Raw genomic sequence first — 16947 nt, forward strand, 5'->3', positions numbered from 1 at the left:
ATTTAAATTATTCACTTTATTTCAACTTCCCATCTACAGTCTTTCTGCCTTAATCAATTCCTCCTCTCTAAAAACAGTACCACCCCCCAGGCGTTCTTCCGTATAAGGGTTGCTTTCCTTCACATACACGTTCCAGTCAAATTCCCACTTAGTTACCTGATTCAGATAATTGGCAAAAGCCCAGAGATTATCCCATCTTTCCTAATACTTTTTCCCATCCACATAGCTGATTACATTGACAGCTAAGTGGATATGATCGTAACCGCTGTGATTCTCACTCCCACAACGAATCCCATAACAGCACTGGAACCGCTGCCCAATAAACCATGCTGCCTGCTGGGCAATAAAGCTCAGGCCGTTTAGTGTTACTTCTCCATCCTTAAAACCTATAATAATATGCTGTACACGTCTCCCTGATATTACATTATAATGTTTTTGTACAAGCTCAAAGCTGTTAGTTACCGCAGCGATATTATATGAAAAAGTCATATAGGAATTGCCTTCACGAAAATACGGTGAATCATATATATACTCGATTAAATGACCGGCCGCCTCCTGATTATCATGTTCTCCTGTTATCATAATTATATTTGCCATTATAATAAGTCACCGATCCTTTCAAGACCTGATACATCCTCCAGTGGCTGCTTGTCTTTTATAGTCTGTACTTCCCTCATCATGTCTATCTTAATTTTTTCAATCCGCGCTATGTCGGGTACATTTCCATCTATAGCATTTATAACTGTCCGCTCTATATATTTAGATACAGATAATCCACTTTCTTCTGCCGCCCCGGCGATTCTATCGCACATTTCTAAATCATTGCATCGAAATCCCAATGTTTTATATTCTCTTCTCATATCCTATTCTATATAGAAAAATTAGACTCTCCGGCAGACTCGATCTCTTTATTGGACACTGACCATACGGACAATCGCTTCATCGGAATATCATGTTTCAGTAATACGACCTATACAAAAAAGACGCTGCTTAGTCTTATTTCTGGCAAACGCATTGACATAGCGCCATTACGCGGCGCTTGGAATATTTACTTCTATAACCGGAAGCCCCTGCTCTTGTTCTGTCAGGAAGACACTTTCAGTCACACTATTACCGTATATTGTAAAGCTAACGGCATAAATTACCACACATTACGTTGGAACAGGACATCCAATACTGATACCAACCTATATAAAAGCGAAAAGCTGAATATTCAGTGGTTTTTATATCTTGCATACTATTTAATCAAACCCGCAAAACAGTCGTCCGAACCGATTCTAACAGAAGCAGAGATACTTACAAAATTTATTGTGAATTTCTGCGAAATAACCGATAACCCTAAAGCCTCTTTTCCCAGTGAACCATTCTACGAACAATGGATTACTGACTATTACAAACAAAACGGCCGCGCGCCTATAGGCTACAAAAAGTTCAACCGCTTTCTCAGGCAATATGGCGATGGACAAATTAACGTTAAATCAAAACATGTTACCAGAGAAACAAATACGCAGCACATCTACGGCCTGGTGTTTAATCAGCAAAAATACGAATCCACGAAGGCGAAATCCGTTAAAGCCCCTGATCTGCTGCTAAAACAGCTCGAAGAACTTCTTCCTGTTATCGAAGCCATGGTAAAAGATATAGAAATTGATATTAAGGTTCAATGTATTATGCAATCTACCCCCACGCCAGAAACCTGATTCCCTTCCCCGTTGCTGTCAAATTGCTGTCAACTGCATTTGTTCCTTCTCTCCCCCCAACGTCTCCCCACCACGCAAAAAAGGCCCAAACCCTCGATTTCTCAAAGGTTTAGACCTTTCGCACTTTACTGCGGGAGATGGGACTTGAACCCACACGATCATACAACCACTAGATCCTTAGTCTAGCCTGTCTGCCAGTTCCAGCACTCCCGCGCGCGAATAATAATATATCATAAATTCACGCTTTTTGCAACAACATTTTGAAAAATATTTACTTTTTTTTGCCAAAACTTTTTACATTATCTTCCAACACCCGATCAGCCCTCTGCTTCTCCCTCTCATCATCCCTCAATCTCAAAACATTCTCAGGTAATAATAGGGCAAAAACAGGCGGCCTGCCTTCTCCACCTCCGGCACCAGCCGGCCGGTGTCCAGGAACACCGGGCAGAATATCAGACTGCCGATGATAAAGAACGGGATCAGGCAGCAGATCACCGGCCCGGAGCGGAACAGACCCTTTAACGCACAGGAAAATGCAGCAACGGCCAGAACATAGAGCCCCAGCAGCGCCAGCTCGCGCCCCGGCGCGCCCATCCCCCCGGACAGCCACAGGGCCGCCAGGCCGGACAGCGCGGACAGCGCTACCGGAGCCGCCAGGCTGGCGAAACGGCAGGCGCCCCTCAGACGGCCGGGCAGAGGCAGAAAAAGTCCCCGCTTCTCGTCCTGACACAGCGTCACCGCCCCGTAAAGCCCTGTGGTGAACACATACACCGCCGCCAGACCTCTGGCCGGGAAAACGGACTCATAGGCGCTTTCCCGGGCTTCACCGGCCCCCTGAGCGCTCACAGCCGCGGTCTCGTACTCAAAGCGGAAGGTGCTCTGGTTATCCAGAAACATCTGGTAGAGCTCCCCCGCCTCCACGGCCGCCCGCTCACGGGCTCCCTCCTGGCCGTCCAAACCGTCAAACGCAGCTCCCCCGGCCACATACCGCTCCAACAGGATCTGGTCGTACATCTCGATGAGGAGCGAAAAAACCGTTTCCGTGGACATCCGGTCCACCACGGTGGAGGGAGCCGAGTAAACGCCGATGCACCGCTTGATATCCCGGTCGTCCAGCCGCTCCCGCAGCCCTTCATAAATCACATAACCGCACTCCGCCCGCCTGGTGGTCACCTCCTCCTCCACCGCCTGGGCGGTATCGCAGAGGTAAAACTCAAACATGCCGTCCCTGCCGGACGTTTCACTGTACTCTAACAGTTTTTGGGCCAGAACTTGTCCCAGGGATCCCTCTTCCCGGTCCTCGGAGCACACGGCGATGCGGACCTGATTCTGCTCCCTGGCCTCCACCCGCTGAAACGCCATGGCTCCGACGGGGAACAGAAACAGGATCAGCAGAAATGCCAGCCTGCGCAGATACCGCTTACATGAGAGAAAAAACCAAGTCAGTATATTGATCATCTTCGCCTCACCCCCACTGTCAGACTGTAAAATGCCGCCGTCATAACCGCAAGCTGCAGCCAGCCCGCCAGGCCATACGCCCCGGTCACGATCATTTTCGCGCCGTTCATCAGCGTTGTGGTGGGAAGAAACGGGGCCAGGGAACGCACCTGGGCGGGCAGAAATACCAGCGGCAGAAACCCTCCTGACAAAAAGAGCAGAAGGACCGCCCCCAGAAACAACAGCATCAACCCACCCATCAGCGTCCCGGCCGCCTCATAACAAAACAGAACCAGCGCCGCAGCGGCCAGGCAGACCGCAGCCAACGCCGGCAGCATCAGCCAGGAAAATTCCAGCACGCCGAATTTCAGCGCTCCCAACGCCGCCGGCAGCGCGTCGGCCACCAAAAGCGCCCCCAGACCCGCCAGCCGGGCCGCGGTAGCCATCCAGGGGCCGATCCCGGCCAGGGACAGCTTCTGAGACATCACCCGGCTCTCCGGCGCCAGATACCCGGAAACCGGTATGGCAGCCAGCAGCAGGTAGAGTACAAAGGCGCTGATCCCGTAAAACTCCAGCGTGTCCACGTCTCCTGTGGCGCTGACCTTAACGTGCTCAAAGAGGTCAGCCCGCGGCAGGCTGTAGGCCATATAAATGCGGTTTAAATCCGCCTCCAGCTGGCTGATCCCTCCGGCCAGATCGTAATTGAGCAGCAGCTGATCGCCCGCGTAAATCCCCGCCTGGGCGCTTCCCAGCGTCCTGGCTCCCGCGCTGGTCAGCTCTTTAAACACCCGGTTCTCCAGGGCGTTTCCCTGGGGCAGCGTGATGGTCACCGGGATGTTGGTCCCGTTTATGATGCCCTGCACCAATCCCTCCGGCACATTCATGATTCCGAAGATTTCACCGTCCCGGAGCTGTTTTTCGGCTTCGCTGCTGTCCATAAACGAAAATTCACAGACGCTTCTCACGCTGTCGTAGGTACCCAGCATGCGCACCAGCTGTCTGGCAATCCGGTCTTCTTCGGGGAGCACCACACCGATGGTAACTCTCTCCAGCGTCGTTTCCCCATACAGCAGCTTACTTGCAGCAAAGGCAATCGTGCCCAGCATTGCCATCAGCACGATTGCCCCTGCAGCCATATGGGGAAGCCTTTTTAACGCCCGTTTCAACTCCAGCTTTAAATACACAAGTTTTGCAGCCATCGCTTCCCCTGTTCCTTTACAATATCATTTCCATATCAATTTCAAACTTTAAAATGGGCTGAACGCCTGAAATTCCTGGATTACCTCAATCCATTCCGTCAGGTCCGCGCCCAGAATATCCATGGGGTCGCCCTTGGGAACCTTGATCTCATCCTCCAGCGGGCGCAGATAATATTCGCCCTTAAAGGTAATGTACTCGGAATCCTCGATGGTCAGCTTCAGCTTGTCGATATCCATATGGAAGGATTTTCCTTTTTCCAGCTCATCCACAGCGCCCTCGGCGGAAAGCCCCAGGATTCTGCTTCCGTTGGAGCTGAGCTTGGCGCTCACATCATATGCGCCGTCGTCCACCGTGTAAGCAGCCGCGTATGAGAAACCAAAGGTATCGTCCCCGGTGTCCATGCTGAGCGACAGCTCATCCGTCAGATTCTTCTTGTCATATTTGCCGGAACGCTGAACTTCCAAGGTGACCACATCCCCATCGCCTTCCATCTCAATGGTTCCGCTCATGTTCTGGGTCAGGTACGAACCGCCCTTTAACTCCAGATGGAATTTCACATCCACATCCGTGTCCTCAATGTGCAGCATTGTGGTGCCGTCCAGAGCCGCAAGGCGGCCTTTCTTGTCCACATATACAACCATATCCACATCATCCAGGGTGCGGTCCAGATATTTGATCATTTCTTTGGCGGACTTCTCCGCCTCCGCAAAGGTCTGATCCCGAAGCTCTTTGGCGCTCAGGGACTCGCCCATGCTCTGGCCCATCAGCTCGCTTAAGCGGACCGTGGTCTCCAGCTGGTTTAAAAAGTCCTCGCGCAAAGTCTCATCCTGCAGGAAAAATTCAGAGGAATCCTCCAAAAAGTCAACCATGGAGTCCTTGCTGATCACCGTGTTGTAGCCTTTGCAGCTCACTTCTTTCCCATCCATCGTGAATTTCTGCTTTTCGCCCTTGGTCACGGTCAGGGCAGCCTTAAAATTATCCTGAGCCTTGCAGCCCTCCTTGTAACGGTTTAACAGCTCATCCAGGTTAAAGGGCTGATCTTCCTTGTTTTCAGTCTGAGCTTTTAACTCCTCGATGTACAGAGCCAGGCCGTCCGCGTCGATTCCCTGCTGCTTGATGAGTTCTCCGAACACAGGGGAATCCTTGAACTGCTGGGCCAGGTCTTTGCTTAAGTCCAGGATAAATGCTTTGGATGAGATCTCCGGCACGGCTATGATTACCTTCTCGCCGCCGTAGTACGCATCCAGATTCAAATACTCCATGTCGTTCAACAGCAGCCCTAAATTGACAGCAGTCTCTTTTGTCTCCAGATTGTTCTGGGCGCTCATCTTCAGGCCGCTGCCCGCAAACTGAGTGATAAACGGCTCCGAGCTGTCGGACAGCTTGAGGGTCATACCGCCCTCCGAGCTGGTAGTCTGCAGGCTCTTCATCATCTCGCTGGTGCCAAACAATTCCTCTGTGGGGTACACCTGGTCCTTGGGATGGACATTCTCAAAAGCGGCGATCACAACGTCCTTGGGGTCCTTCTCCATCAGACGCAGTGCAGCAAAGGCAGCGATCACCACAACGACCACAGCGGCGATCACGCCAATGATGGCCTTGCCGAACTTCTTGCCTTCCTTGACCGTTCCGGGCGTCGCGCCGTGCTGCGGGACGCCGGGGGCATAGTGGGGCACTCCCTGTCCGGGCTGCTGCGCTCCCGGAACCGGCCCGTTCATCTCGGGTACAGGCTGGCCCATACCGGCCGCCGGTCCGCCTGCAGCAGAACCAGTCTGTTCCATATCAGGAACCGGCCCGCCCGTCTCAGGCGCAGCGTAGCCTGCACCGGCCGCCGCCTCGCCTGTCTCCTGCGCCAACTGTTCCATATCCGCTATCGCTTCACCCGTCTCCGGGGCCATCTGCTCCGCGCCTGCCTTGGGCTCCGCTTCCGCGGCTCCCGGCATTTCCGCCCGGCCTTCTTCTTCCTCGTCTACCGCGCCGCTCTCCGACACTTCCACCGGAGTCTCCGCCGCCGTAGCGATCTCTACCGCGTTCTCCTCCGCTGCCGGAGTCTCCGCCTCCTGGCCATTCTCCGCCGTTTTCTCCTCCGCTACCGGCGTTTCTACCTCCTGGACAGCCTCCGCCGCTTTCTCCTCCGCTACCGGCTCTCCCGCCTTCTGGGCGTCACCTGCCGTTTCCGTCTCCGTCACCGGCGTTCCCGCCTGCGCATTTTCCTGGTTCGCCGCCACCGGCTCTCCGCAGGACGTGCAGAACTTAGCGCCTTCGCGGATTTCTGCGTTACATTTCGTACACTTCATTCCCAAATCCTCCTCTGGCCGTCATTCAAATTGATCCGGCCTGGCTATTTATCGAAACTGCCCAATCAGCTCATCCGCTGTCAGGCCGCTTGCGATCTCATGTAATGTTCCGTCCCGCAGCGCGTACATACGGCTGCACAGGGACAGTTCCTCCAACTCGTGGGAGGTGAGCACCACGGCTCCTCCGTCCGCCATATATTGCTTCAAATAGCTGCGGATATCCTCCTTGCACTCCAGATCCAGCGCCGCTCCCGGCTCGTCCATCACAAGAAAGGGCGCGTGATTGGACAGCGCGCAGGCGATGCTCAGGCGCTTTTTCATGCCGCCGGACAGCTTTCCCACCGTTCTCCTGAGCATATCCCGGATTCCCAGAACCGCCGCCGGGCCGCTCTCTAAGTCCTGCCTCATATGGGCGGCGCTGCCCCGGTACCACAGGGACAGGTTGTCCTTCACGGTCAGCTCCGGGATCAGCGGATTCTCCTGGGGAACGTAGGCTACCATGTCCGAAAATACCCCGGGCTTCCCGGCCGCCTCGCGCCCGTTAAACCGGATTGTTCCGCCGTCCGCCTTCTGCGCGCCCGCCAAAATCGACAGCAGCGTGGTCTTGCCGCAGCCGTTGGCCCCCACAATTCCCACGCAGGTGCCGGGCTCCACCCGCAGGCTGACCCCGTTCAATATCATTTTTCTGCGGTATGACTTGCAGATTCCTTGCGCCTCCAGCATCTTCCGTAACCTCCGGTCCTATCCGCCCGCACAACGGCCGGACATATATGTAGTAGTGTACCATATAATCCCAATCTTTGCAAAATGTTAAGGCCCGGGTTTTCTAACATTTATTAGTATTTTTTCTTAATATTTTGTGTGATCCCCGTTTTGGTTATAAATACTGAAATATTCAATATTTTGTAATAAATTTGTAATTTTCCTTACAACTTTCCTATGATATACTTGAAACTATTCGCACTGGCACCAGATTACATTACAAACAGGGAGGAAACCAATGGAAGAACCATACATTGTCAAATTTTTCAGGATCAGGCGCGAATCAATCGAATGCTTTTCTGAAAACACAGCGCCGCTCACCATGGGGAATTTTATTCCCAATCAACTGTGCAAGGCCGAGGTGTATGATAACAAAATCGTCATCACACCGGTCGACCCCGACTACTGTCTGCCCAAAACTCCGCTCAGCTAAATCGTCCAAAACCTGCCGGGGCCAGCCCCACTCAGCAGGTTTTTCATATTTATGCAGCCATTCCCCCCTGATTATTCCAATTTTTTCTCCCCTCTGGCATCAAAAAAGGATGGCCGGATCCGCTTGCGCGTTTCCCTGCCATCCTGTTTTAAGGTCAATTAAGCGATTTTGCTCTTCGCCAGCTCGGCCAGCTTCGCAAAGCCTTCCGCGTCGTTGATCGCCATATCGGACAGAACCTTGCGGTTCAGATCAACATTTGCCAGCTTTAAGCCGTACATCAGCTTGCTGTAGGACAGGCCGTTGATGCGGGCAGCCGCGTTGATACGGGCGATCCACAGCTGTCTGAACTGTCTCTTTCTCTCTTTTCTGCCGGCATAGGAGCTGGTCAGAGCGCGCATTACGGACTGCTTAGCAATTCTATACTGTTTGGAACGGGCCCCTCTGTAGCCTTTCGCCATCTTCAGGACTCTATTGTGTTTCTTCTTCGCATTTAAACCGCCTTTAATTCTTGCCATCGGTAATTTCCTCCTTCTACAATTTCAACTTACAGATATGGTAAAATCTTCTTCATTACCTGTGCATTGGTTGCGTCGGTAACGATGTCTTTTCTAAGATTTCTTTTCCGCTTGGTGGATTTCTTAGTCAAGATATGAGATTTGTAAGCTTTATTGCGAACTAACTTACCGGTTCCCGTCTTTTTAAAGCGCTTTGCTGCTGCTCTGCTGGTTTTTAACTTTGGCATTGTAAATTCCTCCTTAAATCTTTGTATTTTAACGTTTTGCAGTTAAAAACATAACCATGCTTCTTCCTTCCACCTTCGAGGGCTTGTCGACTACCGCGATGTCGGCCAGGCTCTCAGCAAAATCATCCAGGATGTACTTGGACTTGTACATATGGGCCATCTCACGGCCTCTGAAGCGCAAGGTCACCTTCACCTTATCTCCCTTTTCCAGGAACTTCCTGGCAGCCCCAACTTTGGTGTTCAGATCGTTGGTATCAATATTGGGGGACAAACGAACTTCCTTGATCTCGATTACCTTCTGTTTCTTTCTGGCTTCTTTCTCCTTACGGGCATTCTCGTAACGGAATCTACCATAGTCGATAATCTTGCATACGGGGGGTTTTGCGGTGGGCGCGATCTTTACCAGATCCAGCTCTGCATCCTGCGCCAGCTTTAAAGCGTCCCTGGCAGCCATGATACCCAGCTGTTCGCCGTTCTCTCCAACCACTCGTACTTCCTTGTCTCTGATCTGTTCGTTAATCACATGTTCGCTAATAGTCGTACACCTCCATAATTCAATCTCATTTTCCGGAATCAGCACGCCCCTTCTGCGGGGGGCAAAAAAATAAAGCGGACAGGCAATCTATCCACTTCCACTTTCACACAGCAAACCGCAGCGCCTTTCCGATCAAACTCCATCAGCGCTTCGCCGCTTCTATGAACCCGGGTCACTGACTCGTGCCGAGGTGAGGTGGATACCTGCTTTCCTGTAGTCGTTCTCACAACTTATATTACTTTACTATACCCGGACTCATTTGTCAAGGCATATTTTTCTTGTTTTACTATGTTTTGCACGGCAGGCGATGAGCCGCCTGCAACTTAAGGCGGCTCATTGCCATCCATAACGCCGTACTTAGCGGGCCTTAAAGGTGGCGCAGCGGGTCTGTCCGCACTCACAGGCGCCGTCGCCTGCGATGTCGATGCGCTCGGCTGCGCAGCGGCGGTCCTCGTTATAAACGCACTTGACGGCGTCGCACTCCACTTCCAGGCGGGTCTCCGGTGTCTTGAACAGGTTGGTAAACGCTCCGCCCTTGTTCTCGTCAAAGCTGGCGCAGCAAGTCTCGTTGGGCTTAACGGCCTCATTGCCGTCCACCAGAATCGCGCTCTTGCAGCAGTAGTTGTCGGAGTTGTGCATGCAGTTTTTCACACTACATTCTAACTTTGTCATCGTCGTTACCTCCTTAGATTGATGTTCTCTAATCTGCGTGACAACGTTAGTATGCGCGTGGGCGGCGGTTTTATTCTCCGGTCCGGCCGCTGTTTTTCGATCATTTTTTTACCGGCGCGGTTACGGAGTTCCCAGGGCCTGGTTCATCTGCCGGACCGCCTCCAGGCAGGGTCCCGGCTCCCCATCCATCTCATACACCTCGCCCCGGGTCACAAAGGTGTACACTGAAATATCGTCAACCCATACCTCCGCTCCCCTGTTTTCAATGGTCAGAGCGGAAAAGGACGGCGCCGTAAACTCCAGGTCCACGGTGCGCTCTCCCGTCACATTCACGGACTTGGACATATTTCCAAGGCGGACTGTCACGTCGCTGTTTCCCTCGGAGGAAACTTTAAAACGCACATACCCCTTGGAGCCGGCGTTTCCGCTGCTGCGGCTGCCGATCTTCTGGGACACGGACGCGCCGGACGGGAGCACCGCGGCCATGCTGCCGCCCCGCTCCTCCACCCTGCCGCTTCCGGTGAAGGTCCACTCCTTGTCTCCCAGGGCGAACTGGGCGTTGTACAGCTTGTTGTCGCCGTAATCCCGGTAAGTCCAGATACCATAACCCATGGACATATTTTTCAAAACCGGCACGATTGCCTCCAGATAGACCGGTTTCTCCTCGTCCAGCAGCTGGGCGTTGTGCTCGAATCCCACCGTGTTGTCCGTAAACAGGAACTGGTCGATATAAAGCCCCTTGCCGTTGTTGTAATTGTGAATATTTCCCAGCATCCACGGAGCCATGTCCACCGCCTGCGCCGCGGTGATCCGCTCGTATTGGTTGGCCTGCCCCATGGGAATACTGTACATGGTGGAGCTGTAGGAGGCGTTTTCACAGGCAAAGGTATCCGAGTGCATATACCCCCTCACGCTGCCATCCGCCTGAGTCACCGGATCGCCGTCCAGGCGCACCTCCATGGACAGGTCGGGAAACACTTCCTGGCTCTCGGCGAGGAGCTGGTTAAGGAAATGATTGTAAAATTCGTAAAATACCGCCCGGGCCGGCGAATTCCCTTCCGGCAGATACAGGGCGTCGTAGGAGGAAAATCTGGTCCGGTACAGCTTCCCCAGCTCCTCCAGGCTGTATCGCTCCCGCAGATAATCGGTGTAGCCCACCTTCGCGGCCATCTCCCGGCTGTAAGCGCCCTTTCCAAGATTCGCCGCACTTTCCGTGAAATTCCAGAAGTCCTCCCAGGTGATAAAACCTCCACAGAAGTTCTCGTGGGCCGAGGTCCGCTCGTACAGGCGCTTCACATAGTCCAGCCAGGCCAACCTCATATCCTCGTCGTACAGCAGAGCCTGAAAACGGTTCAGAACATTGTCCCTGCCGTAGTAATCCCAGGTGTAGCCCACCCGCAGCATAACGCTCAAATTCTGCGCCGCTGCCGCCTCCATCACACGGTCCAGTTTGTCCCACGGATAGGTGTTGTATGCGATGGGATTCGTCCCCGGCTGGAACTCCCGCCAGGGAATCACCAGAATAATGCTGTTGAAACCGTCCTCCGCGATCTGAGCCAGCTCCGCGTCCATGTTTTTGCTCTCACTATTCCAGAAATTGATCACCCAGTCGTCGGAATAATAAGTGGCGGATTTCAGATATCCCGCCGTGCCCGCCGCGTACTCCGACGCCCTGGCAAAGCCGGTCGTAAAGGCAAATGCCGACAGAGCCAGCGCTGCGGCGATCACCCGTACCTTGAACCTTTTCATATGCTTTCCCTCTGTATCTTCTGAATATTTTCCCCAGCTCCCGGCCGCCGCCCCTGGGTTTTAAGCGTTTTGTCCAGCCCCGCGCTCCCGGCCGCCCCGCTTTAATTCCGGCCAGACGGTGAGCATCATGGTGCCGAAGCAGGCAGCGCCTCCGATGAAGTTGGAGACCGGCTCCGCCATCAGAATCCCGTCCGTCCCCAGGTGGAACACGGTGGGCAGGATAAGGATCAGCGGAATCACGATCACCACCTTGCGGAATATGGAGAAGAACACCGCCTTCCTTGACCTTCCAAGCCCCACAAACACGGACTGGCCGGCAAACTGCAAGGACATCATGAAGAATCCGAAGAAATAGATCCGCATTGCCGGGATTCCCTTCTCCACCAGGTCCCCGCTGTGGTCGAAAATACGGATGAAGAACTCCGGAAAGCTGTGCACGCACAGCCAGATGAGCACGGTGTAGGTGATACAGACCACGGAGATAAACACAATGGCCTGCCGTGTCCGCTTGTACTCCCCTGCCCCGTAGTTGTAGCCCATCACCGGCTGGGCGCTGTTGGTCAGGCCGCTGACCGGCATGGAGATCACCTCCCGGACGGAGTTGATCACGGTCATGATTCCCACGTACAGATCGCCGCCCGCCTTCTGCAGCATGGCGTTGTACATGATCTGCACCGAGCTGTTGGTGATGGACATGGTGAAGCCGCTCATGCCCAGGCCCGCGATCCGCAGCACCCGCTCCCGTTCCAGCTTAAACGCCGCCCGCCTCAGCCGCAAAATGGTCCGTTTTCCGGTCAAAAAGCGGACAATCCACAGCGCTGAGAGCAGCTGGGACAAAATGGTGGCAAGGGCCGCGCCCTGAACGCCCATGTGGAACACGAAAATGAAAATAGGGTCCAGCACAATGTTGGTAATCGCGCCCAACAGCACGGTCATCATACCCGTGGTTCCGAAGCCCTGGGCGTTGATGAAGCTGTTCATACCCAGACCGACCATCACAAATAGATTGCCCAGAAGATAGATGGTTATGTAACTCTCCGCATAGGAGATGGTATCCGGGCTGGCCCCGAACAGAAACAGCATGGGCCGCTTGAAGGCCAGTCCGGCCACGGTCAGGATCACCCCGGTGATCAGAAGCAGCACAAAGGAATTGCCCATAATCGCCTCTGCCTCCGCATCATTTCCCCGCCCCCGCTCGATGGAAAACAGCGGCGCCCCGCCCATTCCGAACAGATTGGCAAATGCGATCACAATGGAGATAATGGGCAGGCAAAGTCCCAGCCCGGTCAGAGACAGGGTGGCGTTCTCCGGAATCATGCCGATGAAAATGCGGTCCACAATGTTGTAGAGCACGTTGATCAGCTGGGCCAGGGTCATGGGCAGAGCCAGGCGCAGGATATTTCCCACGATACTGCCCTTGGAAAAATCATTTTTCGGTCTCTCGTCTCGTCTCATCTCTCCGCTCACCTGCCGTCCCGCCACATCCGCAGATCTCCCGGCAGATCCACGTCCCGCAGCTCCTTCTCTCCCACCTCGTACTGCCACACGTCCTCCGGATAAGACTTCATCAGGCGGCTGCCGCCCCGGTCGCCCGTGAGCGCCGCAAGCTCTGCCCGGTACCGGCTCTGAAACGCCGCCGGATTCCCCCGGCGGCCCTGGGCGCAGACGCAGCCCATTCCCTTGCCGCAGCGCACAAAGCTTCTCAGAAAGCCGGTCAGGGAGGCGGCCTCAAGCCCAGGCTGATCCGCCACGCAATAAACGAAAAAGTCCGTGTCCTCCGGGGCCGCCAGGGTTCCCAGCCGCAGGGAGGAAGCGATGCCCTCCTCAGCGCCGCCGTTGTACACAGCCTCAGCTCCCAGACCCGCGGCCGTTTCCAGAATTTCCCTGTATTGGCTGACTACGATCAGGTCGACCTGCCAGCCGTCCTCGTTCTCCAACATCCGCCCTGCCTGAAGCAGGCAGTCCATGCCGTGGCGGTACAGGGGTTTCCCCCCCAGCTCCGCCATCAGCTTATTTTCACCAAAACGGCTTCCGAAACCGGAAGCCATATAAATCCACGCTGTTTTCATATCGTTCCCGCCGCTCCTTTAACCCGCTCCGATTCCACGCCCGAGGGCCGTCAGAAAAGTTCCACGCAGGGGTCGAACCGCAGCTGTCCGCACGCGATGCCCCGCTCCTCGCCCATGGCGTCCAACAGCCCTCTCACCGTCTGGACCTGGGCCGGCTCGTCCGCCTGGTTAAACACCGGGATCACCGGAATGGACGGGTACTTGACCCGAAGCGGGTACAGGTAGGCGTGCTGCATCAGGCAGGCCACATCCCCGGGGCGGACGATCCACTGTCCCCCGTCCTTGTAGTCCGGCCTTCCGTGAGCCTTCATGATCTCCTCCGCCTGCTCCGCGCGGAAACAAAGCTTCTCTGCGGGCTGGTCCAGGGCGGACAGGCCCAGCACGGAGAGCACCATGTGGGAGTTCTTCGGAACCACCGGCTCGTTGACCCCGGGGACCTTTAAGGGCAGCCGCCGGGAGCCGTCCGCTTCCACCAGAACCAGATCCGCCAGCGGGCAGATCTGCTCGTAAAACCAGGTGCCCACAAATGTAATCTTCAACTCCCCGGCTTCCTTGCCCACCACGGCGATGGACTCCTTCTGCAGCATCCTGCGCACATCCCCTTTGGACCGGGTGAGCACGCCGTACTGTTTCGGCCGGAACATGTGGGTGGTTGTGACCACCAAAACCTTAAGCCCCCGCTCCCGTCCCTCGCAGGCCAGGCGGCGGATCAGAGACGTCTTTCCCCCCGCGCCGGTAAACGAAATCACATAGGGGGCGTTCTCCCTGACTGCGCGCAGCCGCTCCATACGCGCGTCCAGGGACAAAGCCTGCCACAGATCGCCAGACTCCGTCCATTTATCTTCATTATAGTAATAAACCTTCATAGAGATTCCCTTTTCCAGTCACGTTATTGTTCGTAAAATGTCCGTTGCCTTCACAGGCACAGCAAATAATCCATATTTCTACTATCTTAACACAAAATGTCGGATAGGGAAAGATCTTGTCGTATAATTTCATGAGCTGAATAGGATCCACAGCGCCCCCGGCATCCAAAACGGCAGGGCCTGCAAAACGCGCAAGCCCTGCCTCAAAAAGTCCTTCTGTCCGTCTTTCCGATCAGTTGACCTTTTTCCCTTTCAACACTGAAACGAGATCATAACCTAAAATACCAAATACCAGAACCAGTCCCAAAACGTTCATACTTTATCCTTCTTTCCGCCTCACGCATTGTTTGAAACCTTATGCCCTTATTATATGGAATTGCGGCGGGAATGGCAATCTGCAGAATCTCCAATCTTTTTCCGGTATCAGGGGCTTTTTCTCACAGGTTATACAAAATATTTTAGACTGCCTAAAACTTTTTGTATTTCATCAGCATTTCCGGCGTCCCTCCCGCAGAGCCCGGATGTGGATCAACTCCCCGGCGATGCTGACGGCGATCTCCGCAGGCGTCTCCGCGCCGATGGCGGTTCCGATGGGCATGTGGCAGTTCTCGATTTCCTCCCGGGTAAAGCCGTCCTCCAGCAGTTTTTCCGTGACCACGCGGATCTTGCTGCGGCTTCCCATGATCCCGATATAGCATGGCCCAAGCTCCATGGCCTGCTTCTGCACATAGTAGTCAAACTGGTGTCCCCTGGTCATGACGCACACGTAATCCTGGGGTCCTATGTCCACCCGGTCCCCGATGTGCTCCAAATCTCCCACAATGGTCTCTGCAGCCATGGGAAAGACCTGGGGATTGGCAAATTCCGCCCGGTCGTCGTAGACCACGCAGCGAAAACCCACGTGGGCCAGCACCGGCACCAGCTCCTGGGCCACGTGACCGCCCCCGAAAATGTAAACCGTGCCCGCCTGTACCAGGGGTTCACAGTAATACTTCCGGCCCATGGCCTCCACCTGCACGGCCTTAGCGGTGAAATGCGGCAGCAGCTCTGCCTCCAGCTCCCCCGGTTTTCCCGACAGAGCCAGGGCGCCCGAAAGCCCCCTGCCCGCGCAGTAAAGCCCCATGGACCAGGCCGTTTCCCGGGTGATGTCCAGGATCAGCCAGCTGTCCTCGTCCCGGTCCAGGGCCTGCGCCACTTCGGCGCAGAATTTCTGCATATCCTGATCCCCGGGATTGATGTACTGGATGTATACCACCACATTCCCGCCGCAGACCATGCCGATGTCCGCCACCTGGTTGCGGGTCAGGGTAAAACCCTTCACGCAGGACTGCCGGTTCTTTAACGCCTCCCTGGCCGCGCACTGGGCCTGGTATTCCACGGCTCCGCCGCCAACGGTGCCCAAAAAGGTGCCGTCCTCCTTCACCAGCATGCGGGAACCGGCCCCTCTGGGCGTGGAACCGGAACTGGCGATAATGGTCGCCAGCACAGCTCCTTCCCCCCGCTCCAATGCCTCCAATAACTCCTGAAATAATCGTCTCATCGCTGCTCCTCATTTCCTTGCAAAAAACAGTTCTCAAACAGCCGTTTGGCCGTCTCGTTCAATTCCTTCTCCATCTGAAAATACCGGTCTAAAAGCTCCCTGGCCTGGGGTGAAAGCCTGGAGGAACCTCCCTCCGCGCCGCCCGACTGGGTGATCAGCAGCGGGTAGCCCAGCTGCTTCTCCGCGGCCTTTAGCATCTTCCAGCCCTTGGTGTAGGACATGTGCATCTGGCGGCAAGCGGTCTGCATGGACCCGGTGTGGTCGGTGATCTGCAGAAACCTGGCCATGGACTGGTCGAAAAACAGTTCCTCCCGGGCCAGCGCCAGCTGCACCTTGGGGTGCATGGGAATCCGCTCCCGCCCCTTGGGCGGCTCAGTCAGGCGGCCGTCGCCCTCCGCGGGCCAGAATATCCCCTCGTCCTCCACCGGAATCTCATCCATCAGGGCGTCGATCTCCGGCTGGCGCAGAGCGCCCCGCAGTCCCATGGGGCCGTCGTAGCCGGTGATCTTCCCGATCAGCTCCCCGCGGATCAGCACCGGATGCCCCCTGTGCCCGCCGCAGACCGGACAGGCCGCGGCCGCCGTGCTCTTAAGCAGTTCGTTCACCGTCCTGGTCAAAAGCAGCGGGTACTTGGCCGGAAGCACCAGGGCGCGGTCGCAGAGCCCTTCCAGGTATTGAAGCCCCATGCAGATGCTGTCGAACATCTGAGTGCGCTCATACCGGTCGTTGCGCAGGCAGATCACCTGAAGCTTGGAAATGTGCTTTTCCAGCTCATCCCCCTGTTTTCCGGTGATCACCACCACCGGGTCCACCCCGGCCTGCTGTAAAATGATAATGATCCTGCGGATCACCGTGGTGTCCCCCACCGGCATCATCGGCCTGAACAGCGTGGGGCTCTTGTGTCCCGCCGCCACGATCACTGCGCCTGTCCTCATATTTTCCCTC

18 protein-coding genes and 1 tRNA gene are annotated in these 16947 nt (G+C 55.1%); 2 read left to right on the plus strand and 17 right to left on the minus strand.

The genetic code is table 11. The features are described 5' to 3' along the window. Window positions 1-201 precede the first annotated feature (201 nt). Together ACK2JC_RS02140 and ACK2JC_RS02145 are read right to left on the minus strand one after the other, a co-directional pair. Complete coding sequence (locus tag ACK2JC_RS02140; RefSeq protein ID WP_320937360.1) at window positions 202-597, minus strand: relaxase/mobilization nuclease domain-containing protein; 396 nt, start codon at window positions 595-597, stop codon at window positions 202-204. After that, window positions 597-860, minus strand: coding sequence for a hypothetical protein (locus tag ACK2JC_RS02145; RefSeq protein WP_320937361.1), 264 nt, complete (start codon window positions 858-860; stop codon window positions 597-599). The genes ACK2JC_RS02140 and ACK2JC_RS02145 overlap by 1 nt, the downstream gene beginning before the upstream one ends. Window positions 861-1076: 216 nt before the next feature. Here ACK2JC_RS02145 and ACK2JC_RS02150 point away from each other — a divergent pair, with 216 nt between their 5' ends. Continuing rightward, complete coding sequence (locus tag ACK2JC_RS02150; RefSeq protein WP_320937362.1) at window positions 1077-1700, plus strand: hypothetical protein; 624 nt, start codon at window positions 1077-1079, stop codon at window positions 1698-1700. Between the two features lie 129 nt (window positions 1701-1829). Here ACK2JC_RS02150 and ACK2JC_RS02155 read toward each other — a convergent pair. The 5 genes from ACK2JC_RS02155 to ACK2JC_RS02175 form a co-directional block, all read right to left on the minus strand. Then, window positions 1830-1913: transfer RNA gene (locus ACK2JC_RS02155), tRNA-Leu, on the minus strand. A gap of 141 nt (window positions 1914-2054) precedes the next feature. After that, window positions 2055-3158 carry a hypothetical protein gene (locus tag ACK2JC_RS02160; RefSeq protein ID WP_092370116.1) on the minus strand — a complete coding sequence of 368 codons (1104 nt, stop codon included), beginning with the start codon at window positions 3156-3158 and terminating at the stop codon, window positions 2055-2057. Further along, window positions 3155-4336: an ABC transporter permease gene (locus tag ACK2JC_RS02165; RefSeq protein ID WP_368271377.1), complete on the minus strand. Its 1182-nt coding sequence runs from the start codon at window positions 4334-4336 to the stop codon at window positions 3155-3157. The genes ACK2JC_RS02160 and ACK2JC_RS02165 overlap by 4 nt, the downstream gene beginning before the upstream one ends. Before the next feature lie 48 nt (window positions 4337-4384). After that, a complete protein-coding gene (locus ACK2JC_RS02170; RefSeq protein ID WP_411338423.1) occupies window positions 4385-6634 on the minus strand; it encodes a zinc-ribbon domain-containing protein in 2250 nt (749 codons plus the stop codon). Between the two features lie 48 nt (window positions 6635-6682). Next, on the minus strand, window positions 6683-7357 hold the full coding sequence (locus ACK2JC_RS02175; protein WP_092370122.1) for an ABC transporter ATP-binding protein: 675 nt from the start codon (window positions 7355-7357) through the stop codon (window positions 6683-6685). A gap of 277 nt (window positions 7358-7634) precedes the next feature. Here ACK2JC_RS02175 and ACK2JC_RS02180 point away from each other — a divergent pair, with 277 nt between their 5' ends. Then, window positions 7635-7829: a hypothetical protein gene (locus ACK2JC_RS02180; RefSeq protein ID WP_024734257.1), complete on the plus strand. Its 195-nt coding sequence runs from the start codon at window positions 7635-7637 to the stop codon at window positions 7827-7829. Window positions 7830-7987: 158 nt separating this feature from the next. Here the strand turns inward: ACK2JC_RS02180 and rplT are convergent, their stop codons facing one another. The 10 genes from rplT to ACK2JC_RS02230 all read right to left on the minus strand — a co-directional run bounded on the left by rplT (window position 7988) and on the right by ACK2JC_RS02230 (window position 16937). Continuing rightward, on the minus strand, window positions 7988-8344 hold the full coding sequence (gene rplT / locus ACK2JC_RS02185; RefSeq protein ID WP_007713121.1) for a 50S ribosomal protein L20: 357 nt from the start codon (window positions 8342-8344) through the stop codon (window positions 7988-7990). 29 nt (window positions 8345-8373) lie between these two features. Beyond that, on the minus strand, window positions 8374-8571 hold the full coding sequence (gene rpmI, locus ACK2JC_RS02190; protein ID WP_007713120.1) for a 50S ribosomal protein L35: 198 nt from the start codon (window positions 8569-8571) through the stop codon (window positions 8374-8376). Window positions 8572-8599: 28 nt separating this feature from the next. After that, a complete protein-coding gene (infC, locus tag ACK2JC_RS02195) occupies window positions 8600-9094 on the minus strand; it encodes a translation initiation factor IF-3 (RefSeq protein WP_368271375.1) in 495 nt (164 codons plus the stop codon). 369 nt (window positions 9095-9463) lie between these two features. Next, window positions 9464-9778 (minus strand): DUF1540 domain-containing protein, encoded by a 315-nt coding sequence (locus ACK2JC_RS02200; protein ID WP_024734255.1) that lies wholly within the window; start codon window positions 9776-9778, stop codon window positions 9464-9466. A gap of 120 nt (window positions 9779-9898) precedes the next feature. Further along, window positions 9899-11527 (minus strand): hypothetical protein, encoded by a 1629-nt coding sequence (locus tag ACK2JC_RS02205; RefSeq protein WP_276850993.1) that lies wholly within the window; start codon window positions 11525-11527, stop codon window positions 9899-9901. 60 nt (window positions 11528-11587) lie between these two features. Beyond that, the gene (locus ACK2JC_RS02210; RefSeq protein ID WP_118755327.1) at window positions 11588-12982 is read right to left on the minus strand and encodes an MATE family efflux transporter; all 1395 of its coding nucleotides are present in this window, start codon (window positions 12980-12982) and stop codon (window positions 11588-11590) included. Window positions 12983-12990: 8 nt separating this feature from the next. Next, the gene (locus ACK2JC_RS02215) at window positions 12991-13596 is read right to left on the minus strand and encodes a nucleotidyltransferase family protein (protein WP_118755215.1); all 606 of its coding nucleotides are present in this window, start codon (window positions 13594-13596) and stop codon (window positions 12991-12993) included. A gap of 50 nt (window positions 13597-13646) precedes the next feature. After that, complete coding sequence (gene yqeC, locus ACK2JC_RS02220) at window positions 13647-14462, minus strand: selenium cofactor biosynthesis protein YqeC (RefSeq protein WP_368271374.1); 816 nt, start codon at window positions 14460-14462, stop codon at window positions 13647-13649. A 487-nt stretch (window positions 14463-14949) separates the two neighbouring features. Further along, the gene (locus ACK2JC_RS02225) at window positions 14950-16002 is read right to left on the minus strand and encodes an XdhC family protein (protein ID WP_368271373.1); all 1053 of its coding nucleotides are present in this window, start codon (window positions 16000-16002) and stop codon (window positions 14950-14952) included. After that, window positions 15999-16937: an NTP transferase domain-containing protein gene (locus ACK2JC_RS02230; protein WP_368271372.1), complete on the minus strand. Its 939-nt coding sequence runs from the start codon at window positions 16935-16937 to the stop codon at window positions 15999-16001. Before ACK2JC_RS02230 ends, ACK2JC_RS02225 begins: the two co-directional genes overlap by 4 nt. Window positions 16938-16947 lie beyond the last annotated feature (10 nt).

Source organism: Enterocloster lavalensis (assembly GCF_046603895.1).
Lineage (GTDB): Bacteria > Bacillota > Clostridia > Lachnospirales > Lachnospiraceae > Enterocloster > Enterocloster lavalensis.

What these genes read in the sequence shown, in the direction of transcription:
- ACK2JC_RS02205 (WP_276850993.1), bottom strand. Translation starts at nt 11,527, where the DNA reads ATGAAAAGGTTCAAGGTACGGGTGATCGCCGCAGCGCTGGCTCTGTCG.
- ACK2JC_RS02215 (WP_118755215.1), bottom strand. Translation starts at nt 13,596, where the DNA reads ATGAAAACAGCGTGGATTTATATGGCTTCCGGTTTCGGAAGCCGTTTT.
- ACK2JC_RS02225 (WP_368271373.1), bottom strand. Translation starts at nt 16,002, where the DNA reads ATGAGACGATTATTTCAGGAGTTATTGGAGGCATTGGAGCGGGGGGAA.
- rpmI (WP_007713120.1), bottom strand. Translation starts at nt 8,571, where the DNA reads ATGCCAAAGTTAAAAACCAGCAGAGCAGCAGCAAAGCGCTTTAAAAAG.
- ACK2JC_RS02210 (WP_118755327.1), bottom strand. Translation starts at nt 12,982, where the DNA reads ATGAGACGAGACGAGAGACCGAAAAATGATTTTTCCAAGGGCAGTATC.
- ACK2JC_RS02170 (WP_411338423.1), bottom strand. Translation starts at nt 6,634, where the DNA reads ATGAAGTGTACGAAATGTAACGCAGAAATCCGCGAAGGCGCTAAGTTC.
- ACK2JC_RS02175 (WP_092370122.1), bottom strand. Translation starts at nt 7,357, where the DNA reads ATGCTGGAGGCGCAAGGAATCTGCAAGTCATACCGCAGAAAAATGATA.
- ACK2JC_RS02140 (WP_320937360.1), bottom strand. Translation starts at nt 597, where the DNA reads ATGGCAAATATAATTATGATAACAGGAGAACATGATAATCAGGAGGCG.
- ACK2JC_RS02180 (WP_024734257.1), top strand. Translation starts at nt 7,635, where the DNA reads ATGGAAGAACCATACATTGTCAAATTTTTCAGGATCAGGCGCGAATCA.
- ACK2JC_RS02160 (WP_092370116.1), bottom strand. Translation starts at nt 3,158, where the DNA reads ATGATCAATATACTGACTTGGTTTTTTCTCTCATGTAAGCGGTATCTG.
- ACK2JC_RS02145 (WP_320937361.1), bottom strand. Translation starts at nt 860, where the DNA reads ATGAGAAGAGAATATAAAACATTGGGATTTCGATGCAATGATTTAGAA.
- ACK2JC_RS02165 (WP_368271377.1), bottom strand. Translation starts at nt 4,336, where the DNA reads ATGGCTGCAAAACTTGTGTATTTAAAGCTGGAGTTGAAACGGGCGTTA.
- yqeC (WP_368271374.1), bottom strand. Translation starts at nt 14,462, where the DNA reads ATGAAGGTTTATTACTATAATGAAGATAAATGGACGGAGTCTGGCGAT.
- ACK2JC_RS02230 (WP_368271372.1), bottom strand. Translation starts at nt 16,937, where the DNA reads ATGAGGACAGGCGCAGTGATCGTGGCGGCGGGACACAAGAGCCCCACG.
- ACK2JC_RS02200 (WP_024734255.1), bottom strand. Translation starts at nt 9,778, where the DNA reads ATGACAAAGTTAGAATGTAGTGTGAAAAACTGCATGCACAACTCCGAC.
- rplT (WP_007713121.1), bottom strand. Translation starts at nt 8,344, where the DNA reads ATGGCAAGAATTAAAGGCGGTTTAAATGCGAAGAAGAAACACAATAGA.